Genomic DNA, 8,086 nt, shown 5'->3' on the forward strand with positions numbered 1-8,086 from the left:
AACACAAGGTTAAATTTGAAACGAACGATTAACATTTTAATAATGGGCTCATTGTCAACTAGTTTTGGTGAAGAAAAAATAATAGAATAGTGTCAAGGAAGAACAAGTTTGCAGAAGAGATTATTTTTCTGCAGGCTTGTTCTTTTTCATGGGATTGAAAAGGGTGGTTCCTAGGGTTAATAGAATTCTTAGCTTGAAGTTAAAGAAGCTTCTAAAGCCATACGCATTTCGTTTCAATACTTTAATGTGGTTGTTTAAACACTCTCAGGAACCGTTAGAATAGGCCTCATCGCCGCAAAGAGGGCAAAAATCCCTTTAAGAGATTTTTGCCCTGATCTATCAACGTTTTAGTCTAAATAATTTTCTGTGTTTAAGCTTCTTAACTTGTTGGGTTTAGATAACAAGTCAATTTTGTACTCTCCAAGAAGATTAATATGATTCCATATAATTGGGGAAGTGTAAGTCATATATTTTTCAATTTTTGGTTGTTCTTTAACATAATGATCATAAGCTTTTTGAAGATATACCGTATTCCATAGGCTTATAGCATTAATGATTATATTTAAAGCGCTAGCACTTTGAAGTTGTTTTTCTATATCTCGCTCCATAAATTTACCATGTACCCCACATACGCCATATTAAAATTCATAACTTTTTGAAGTGGTCTGCAGTAGATGGGGTCACTGGAACATCTGTACAGAAAATAGCGTTATAAAAGCGAACGAACAGAAATATTTTTATATGTTTGTTCGTTTTTATATTTTATTTTTCTCAATAGTTTTTTACTCATTAAAAAGTGACAATAATGTAAGGTATTTAAATGGCGTCTATAAGTTAATAGATGATAAAATAAATTAAAATTATAAAGAGGTGTAATTTATGGGTAAAATTTTAGGATTAATAGGTATTTTTATACTAGGCATTGGAGGCTATTTTGGATTTAATTATTACAATGACACATACAAGACTTCCACAGCCTATGCTGTCTCTCCATCAGAAGTTCCTGTTAAGGTACCAACAAAAGATATGGATGGAAAAGAAGTAGCAGATAGCTACTCTTATAAATATACGGTTATTTTTGTAAAAGAGAATGGTGACAAGCAAAAAATGAATTTTGAGATTTCAGGAAAAGATCCAAAGCCATTTGAGCCTGGATCATATATAAAAGCAGAAGTAAGTAAAAAAAGAGTGAATGCACCTACTCAAATCAAAGAAAATGAAGTTCCGAATAACGTAAAAGCGGAAATAAATAAAAATTAAAAGTATAATGATTTTAGCTGATTATAGTTATCAAAAATAAAATTTTTGATAACTATAATTTCGTGATTTAGAGAGTACAGAGACGTTTATATAGTAAGTTTCGATTGGAAGCGAACACTAACTTAAGAGTAAAGTTGGTTGTTCGCTTCTTTTTTCATTTTTTTTAGTTTTAAACGATTAATTTCACGGTAAAAGGTTCCTGTAGATATCTGATTTGTTTCAATAATTTCTTTGATTGAATAATCTCCACTTTTGTACATTCGAACTGCAATATCTAGTTTCTTTTGTGGAATTTTAGGACGGCCAATCGCTACCCCTCTTTTTTTACTAGCTTCGATTCCTTCACGGACTCGATCAGCCAAAAGATTCCGTTCTAATTCTGCGATCACACTCATCATTTGTAACATGGCCTTCCCCGTGGGTGTTGAAGTATTCATATTCTCTTTGAGAGAAACAAATTGAATTTGTTTTTGATCCAATTCTTGAATCAAGTTCAAAATATCCAAAGTATTACGTCCGAGTCTAGAAATGCTTTCTACTACAACACTGTCTTCTTTTCGAATCGTCTGAAGAAGCTGCTCAATTCCTGGGCGGTTTCTTTTTGTACCTGTATATTTTTCTTTAATAATCTTCTCTGTACCAAAATTTTTTAACTGATCAATTTGACGATCTAAATTTTGATCGTCTTTTGATACCCTAGCATAACCAATAATCATATAAATCCCCTCCAAATTATATTCTTGCTTATTATGAAGAATTCTCTTCTTTTTGGCAACGGTTTATTATAAACTTTTTTATAATGAGTTTTTGAAAACTGGAAATGCGGACAAATCAAGAACTCAAAATAGACAAATTAGATTCTAAAAACCTATAGTTTTTGGAAAGTTTGGAGGCTTAAATGAAAAAAGGAAAAATTTTTGGTACGTTTGTGGGTGCTCCTTCGGAAGAACAATTGCAATTATACTTCCAGTTAACTGATTTTGATAAAGAAATTATTAATGAAATGAGATTACCTTCTACTAAACTCGGGTTTGCTGTACAGCTAGGGACAGTACGATTTTTAGGAACTTTTTTTACTGATTTTTCAAAAATACCGTTAGAAGTAATAATATACCTGGCTAATCAATTATCTATTGATCCCCGTGAATTTGATTCTTATTCTAGAAAAATGACAATCAGTCAACATGCACAATTGATCAAAGAGCGCTATTCGTATAGAAATTTTCAAGACTCTGATTGCCAGAAATTTCTATATGATTGGCTTTTATCTCGTGCTTCACATACGACTGAAACAACTGAAATGCTCTCAGATATGCTATTGAAAAAATGTTTAGAAGAAAAAATATTACTTCCAGGTGTATCCATATTTCAACGTTTTATTTCCAAAATTGTTGAACAAGCAGAAGATCAATTGATGAAGCAACTCTCTCTTATACCTTCTGAAGAAGAGTCAGAGAAGTTATTAAATTTACTTAGTCTTATGGGTGTGCCTGTTCAAGGGGCATTCACTAAAATGGATATTTTACGAGCTCCTTTAATTGATGAAGGTAGGAAAGAAATCACTCGTGGTTTTCATCGATTAAAGGAATTCCAGCAGTTTCATACGAGTGAATGGGATTTCTCAACTATCCCTGAAGGAAAAGTAAAGCATTTAGCTACCTACGCTTTTAAAGCCAAATCAAGCCTTATTCAAAGAATGAGTATTCAGAAAAAATTAGCCCTTTTAGTTGCTTTTGTGTATGAGTATGAAAAGATTGCTACAGACGAATTGCTTACAGCTTTAATAAAGTATTATGAGTCAATTTTTAGACGAGCAAAAAATAAAGAATCAAAAGAGCGTTTACGAACGTTAAAAGATTTGGATCGTGCAGCATTTACTCTATCTGAAATAGTTGAACTACTTTTAGACGATTCTATTGAAATTGATTGTCTGCGAAGCCGAGTGTTTGACCAATATCCAGCAGAGGATATTGTAAATGCGGTATTTCAAGTAAAGAAACTTGTTAAAAATGAACAAGAACCTATTGCAATCGCAGAATTAATTCAATCCTATCGTAAAATTCGAAAGTTTATTCCTTTGATTATTGAAACATTAACAATAGAAAATGGCCACTATGGTGAAGATTGTATGGCAGTGTGGTGCTTAATTCAACGTAGATTCCCCAAACCAATCACCTTTAGACAATTTGAATCTGTTGAAAATCATATACCAAAGAAATGGGCTTATTATATTCACTATAACCCTAATGAAGTCAATCAAAGTATGCTTATTCTAGGTATTGAGTTACTAATCCAAAGCTTGAATAAACATGATATATTTGTACCTAAAAGTGAAAAGTTCATTGATCCAATGAGTTGTTTAATCAGCAAAGAGACGTGGGAACAGCAAAAAGAAAGTTTACTCTCTCAATTGGAATTACCTAGCTCTTCTGTTGAAGCAATAAAGCAATTAGAAGAAGATCTAAGTCTGTCATATAACGAAACAGTAAAAAAATGGCCCCATTCTGAAATGGCTAGAATTGAAAAACAGGATAACAAAGATAAAATTATCGTGTCTAAACTCCGAAAAACACGTGAAAATAAGGAAGATAAGCAGTTCAAAAATCGCGTAAAAGCATTAATGCCCAAAATTGATCTTCCAGATTTATTATTGGAGGTAAATCAACAACTTGATTTAACCTCCTGTTTCCACCATATTAATGAATCGAATACGCGTATGGATCACCTAGATATTAGTGTTCTAGCAGTACTTTTAGCAGAAGCCTGTAATATTGGCTTTTCTCCAGTATCTAAAGAAGGAATCGAGAGTTTAAAATATGATCGGCTAATGTACGTCAATCACCAATATGTTCGATTGGATACACTGTCAGCAACAAATAAAAAAATTATTTCTGCATACAAAAAACTTCCTATTTCTCTTGTATGGGGAAATAATCAAATGGCTTCGGCCGACGGTATTCGTTATACCACACCACAACGTTCCCTATATTCTAGAAGTAATCCAAAATATTTTGGCCGCGGTCGTGGAATCACATTTTACAACTTTGTTTCTGATCAATATATTGGCTTTCATGGAATGGTTGTTCCAGGAACATTGCGTGATTCTTTGTACTTATTGGATGGTTTTTTAAATCAAACAAGTGGCTTAGAACCAAAACAAATCATGACAGATACAGCCGGGTATAGTGATTTGGTATTTGGACTTTTTGGATTGTTAGGCTTCCAATTTAGCCCACGAATTGCAAACAATCACGGAACAAAACTTTGGCGAATAGACTTAACTGCAGACTATAAAATGTTAAATGAAGTTTCTCAAAACAAAATAAACACTACTCGAATAGAAAAAAACTGGGACGAAATACTTCGAGTAGCAGGTTCTTTAAAGTCAGGAAAAGTGAATGCGACAGAGTTAACAAAAGCACTTCAACGAAATGGTCAACCAACAGAGCTAGGGAAAGCCATTATTGAATATGGAAAAGTATACAAAACAAAGCACCAATTGCGCTATATTTCTGATGAGATTTATGCAAGACAGATTTTAGAACAGCTGAATAAAGGAGAAGCAAGGCATACATTATGTCGCCACATATTTTATGGGAAAAAGGGCAAACTATATCAAACCTATATTGACGGAATGGAAGAGCAATTGACTGCTCTTAGTATTGTGACAAATGCAATTATTTATTGGAATACGCTCTATTTAGAAAGAGTAATTGACCAAATGCGTGTAGAAGGATTTGATTGTTCAGAAGAGAAAATCAATAAATTATCACCACTTCTCTTTGAGCATATTAACTTTGTTGGTAAATACTCTTTTCGATATGATCCTTCCTTGAAAAATGGACATTTGCGTCCTTTAAATACACAATAAAACTAAAATGTTCGTGTTTTAAATCCTACCGCTATTTTCTGCACGAATGTTCCAGAAGAATATTTCTGAAGAGAAAAAGAAAAAAACAAGAAACGTTGATTTAACAGTATTTCTTGTTTTTTTCATGTCTCACTACCGCTATTTTCTGTACGGATGTTCCAGTGACGCCTAGATACATTGGAAAATCCTTTTGGAGACGTCGGACTTCCAGAATTATCAGATGAAGAACAAGAATCAATTGATGCTTTTATGAAAGATTATTACGATGATGGAGAATTTTATGAAGAAATTTAACTACCAGGGTGCAGTGATTAAAGACAACAATAAAATAAGTGGCGTTGCATACGTTCAGTGTACGTGTGGGTGTCTTGCGAGCAGAGTGTCAAGCGATTCAGGTAAGTACAAATGCTCGTTATGTAAACGAGTATACGCACTAAAAAGAGAGCTAAAAGTTGAAGTAAAAAACTGAAGATTTACTACTGTATAGGTATATTCGAATTTATGTTATACTTATTGCGGCAACTTGCCCCGATTGGGGGTGCTGTTTATGTACGAACTTATGTCTTTGGTTATCGCCCCGCTTTTTGTGGGTCTAGTTATCTTACTAGTTGACCATTGGTTAGATGATTAGCAGATAACCATGCAAGTTGTCCTAGCCCACACGTCTATCCGCAAGACGAAAAAAATAGCCCAAACCTGTGACGAGGTTTGGGCTATTGTGCTGTTCATATCGAACTTATGTCTTCCGCATTATTAGTATAACACATTATTAAAGAAGGTCAACAAAAAAGAAACAGCTATGCCCTTCCCTTATTGCATGTTTTTTAGTACAATATTACTGCAAATGCATTAATAACTTAAGAAAGGAAACTTACCCATCATGCCTAGAAAAACCTTTGTATATCCACACCCTATCAACGCATACATTATAAGGCAACTAGGGATTACTGTAGAAGAGTTTTGTGAATTACATGCTTTCTCTCAAGGAACTGTCTCTTCTTGGATTACTCGCAACAAAAAAATTGAAACACTTCCTATCTCATTTATTTACTCTCTTTCTTTGTCGGCCAGTAAGACTATGGATCAGGTCTATTCTGACCTTCTAAAATTGCAAGACGATTATTTACTACACTTAGAACATCACAGACGAACTAAAAAAATTATTGAATGAAAATACTTTTTTACTATCTTACTATTTTACTACAAAAAATAAAAACACAAGAGCAATGTTTGAACAGCATTTCTTGTGTTTTTATTTTATTAAACAGTATCTTTTATTTTTGTTTCTTTTTGTCTCGTGATTCATAAGCTTTCATATACATTTCAAACATTGTACGTTGTTCTGGTTCTAATGTGTTATCTAATCTATCTAACATGAACGATACAATGTCGTCTTGTGTTTCAAAATCTAAAGTATTCTGAAACGCATTTATTCTATTGATGTTACTCTTTTGTATCCTAATTGTACTATATACTTTATTTTTAGCAGGTCGTCCAATTCGTTTTGATCCTGAATCACTTGCTGAACTTTCTTCTTTTGAAAAACTACTTAAATCAAAAGTAGTTTCAGGCTCTGAAATTTCAGTTGCTTTAATTTCTTTTGATTGTTTACGTTCAGGATCCTTATGAAATGTATACTTACTCATTAGCAGTCGTCCCTTCTGTTCGTTCAATTATTTCATCAGATAATTTGTTATACAATTCATGAACTTTTCTATCATGAAAATCATATAATTCCGTATATCCTTCTTCTGATATACCTTTACGATCATAACGTTTTAACCGTTCCATGTGTCTAACAATTGTATTAAACAAAGTTTCATCACCAAAAGCGTCTTTGGCATCTTTAATTATTTGATTATCAATTCCAGAATCGTTTTTCAACAGCACTGGAAGTACCCCAGCAATATCAAAATCAATGTTTCTATAAGTATCATACAAGGTTTGCAAGTATTCCCAAAATGCTTCTGCACCATCAAGGGAACGTTGCTGCGTTTGCAAAACAATTACAATGTAATTAGAAGAATAAAGAGCTGTATCGGTAAATACTGAAAGTGTAGGAGGAACATCAAATATAATGTAATCATAATCATTTTCAATTGGTTTAAGTAATTCACTAAAAAAAGCTATTCGTCTCTCTTTGTAGTTTTTCTCTGTCGGCATAATTGTTAGCTCAAGAAAATCAGGATAATTAACAAAGTCTTTGTGTGAAGGCAATAAATACAAATTAGACATTACATTTACAACAGCTTTGCCTAAATTTCCTTCTTGAATTGCTACCATCATCGTTTCTTTTATAGGTAGTTCTTTATTATTTTGTAATCCATATGTTCTTCGCAACAATTGCGTTGAATTTGCTTGTGGGTCTAAGTCACAAACTAAAACTCTAAAACCTTTTTTAGCTAATTCATACGCTACCATTACAGAATTAGTAGTCTTGCCAACGCCACCTTTGAAATTTCCAAATACAATTTTTTTAACCATACAATGACTCCTCATTTCATAAATATTTTCTTACTACAAATAGTATAACATAAATATTTTCTTACTACAAATAATATTTATGAAATTTACTATTTTACTATCTTACTATTCTACTACATTACTACATTACTATCTTACTATTTTACTATCTTACTACTTTACTATTTTACTATCTTACTATCAAATTGTTTTAATAGAGTGATATTAACCTTTCTACAAAAGGATTTTTAGACGCATTTAATAAAAAATCAAAATATTTTACTACTTTACTACTTTACTATCTTACTATTCTACTATCTTACTACATTACTATTTTACTATCTTACTACTTTACTATCTTACTACTTTACTATCTTACTACTAAAAATAAAAATTGCTTTATTTTAAATAATGTTTTGGTATTCTTAAAAAAAGAACGCTTACTAAATAGATTAATAGATCAATTTTTAATTAAGAAAAGAGGGATCTTAT

At 32.2% G+C, this 8,086-nt stretch carries 8 protein-coding genes and 2 pseudogenes; 5 read left to right on the forward strand and 5 right to left on the reverse strand.

Annotated elements, in window-relative coordinates; all coding sequences use genetic code 11:
• Positions 1–120: 120 nt before the first annotated feature.
• Together IGJ03_RS12910 and IGJ03_RS12915 are read right to left on the reverse strand one after the other, a co-directional pair.
• A pseudogene (locus tag IGJ03_RS12910) lies at positions 121–288 on the reverse strand (transposase); the annotation flags it as partial.
• A gap of 59 nt (positions 289–347) precedes the next feature.
• A pseudogene (locus tag IGJ03_RS12915) lies at positions 348–626 on the reverse strand (Tn3 family transposase); the annotation flags it as partial.
• A 253-nt stretch (positions 627–879) separates the two neighbouring features.
• Here IGJ03_RS12915 and IGJ03_RS12920 point away from each other — a divergent pair.
• Positions 880–1,260 carry a YxeA family protein gene (locus IGJ03_RS12920; RefSeq protein WP_438711223.1) on the forward strand — a complete coding sequence of 127 codons (381 nt, stop codon included), beginning with the start codon at positions 880–882 and terminating at the stop codon, positions 1,258–1,260.
• A 122-nt stretch (positions 1,261–1,382) separates the two neighbouring features.
• Here IGJ03_RS12920 and IGJ03_RS12925 read toward each other — a convergent pair whose 3' ends face one another.
• Positions 1,383–1,976: a recombinase family protein gene (locus IGJ03_RS12925; protein WP_438711225.1), complete on the reverse strand. Its 594-nt coding sequence runs from the start codon at positions 1,974–1,976 to the stop codon at positions 1,383–1,385.
• A 182-nt stretch (positions 1,977–2,158) separates the two neighbouring features.
• On the opposite strand from IGJ03_RS12925, the gene IGJ03_RS12930 reads away from it, so the two are divergent.
• The 4 genes from IGJ03_RS12930 to IGJ03_RS12945 all read left to right on the forward strand — a co-directional run bounded on the left by IGJ03_RS12930 (position 2,159) and on the right by IGJ03_RS12945 (position 6,302).
• Positions 2,159–5,131, forward strand: a complete 2,973-nt coding sequence (locus tag IGJ03_RS12930; protein ID WP_275017480.1) for a Tn3 family transposase — start codon at positions 2,159–2,161, stop codon at positions 5,129–5,131.
• 268 nt (positions 5,132–5,399) lie between these two features.
• On the forward strand, positions 5,400–5,600 hold the full coding sequence (locus tag IGJ03_RS12935; protein WP_438711233.1) for an excinuclease ABC subunit C: 201 nt from the start codon (positions 5,400–5,402) through the stop codon (positions 5,598–5,600).
• A 90-nt stretch (positions 5,601–5,690) separates the two neighbouring features.
• Positions 5,691–5,762 (forward strand): type I toxin-antitoxin system Fst family toxin, encoded by a 72-nt coding sequence (locus IGJ03_RS12940; protein WP_154080948.1) that lies wholly within the window; start codon positions 5,691–5,693, stop codon positions 5,760–5,762.
• 249 nt (positions 5,763–6,011) lie between these two features.
• Positions 6,012–6,302 carry a hypothetical protein gene (locus IGJ03_RS12945; RefSeq protein WP_010815360.1) on the forward strand — a complete coding sequence of 97 codons (291 nt, stop codon included), beginning with the start codon at positions 6,012–6,014 and terminating at the stop codon, positions 6,300–6,302.
• 103 nt (positions 6,303–6,405) lie between these two features.
• Here IGJ03_RS12945 and IGJ03_RS12950 read toward each other — a convergent pair whose 3' ends face one another.
• Positions 6,406–6,777 (reverse strand): DUF5388 domain-containing protein, encoded by a 372-nt coding sequence (locus IGJ03_RS12950; RefSeq protein WP_000049959.1) that lies wholly within the window; start codon positions 6,775–6,777, stop codon positions 6,406–6,408.
• A complete protein-coding gene (locus IGJ03_RS12955) occupies positions 6,770–7,615 on the reverse strand; it encodes a ParA family protein (protein WP_438711227.1) in 846 nt (281 codons plus the stop codon). The genes IGJ03_RS12950 and IGJ03_RS12955 overlap by 8 nt, the downstream gene beginning before the upstream one ends.
• Positions 7,616–8,086 lie beyond the last annotated feature (471 nt).

Source organism: Enterococcus sp. DIV1315a (assembly GCF_051712325.1).
GTDB lineage: Bacteria > Bacillota > Bacilli > Lactobacillales > Enterococcaceae > Enterococcus > Enterococcus faecalis.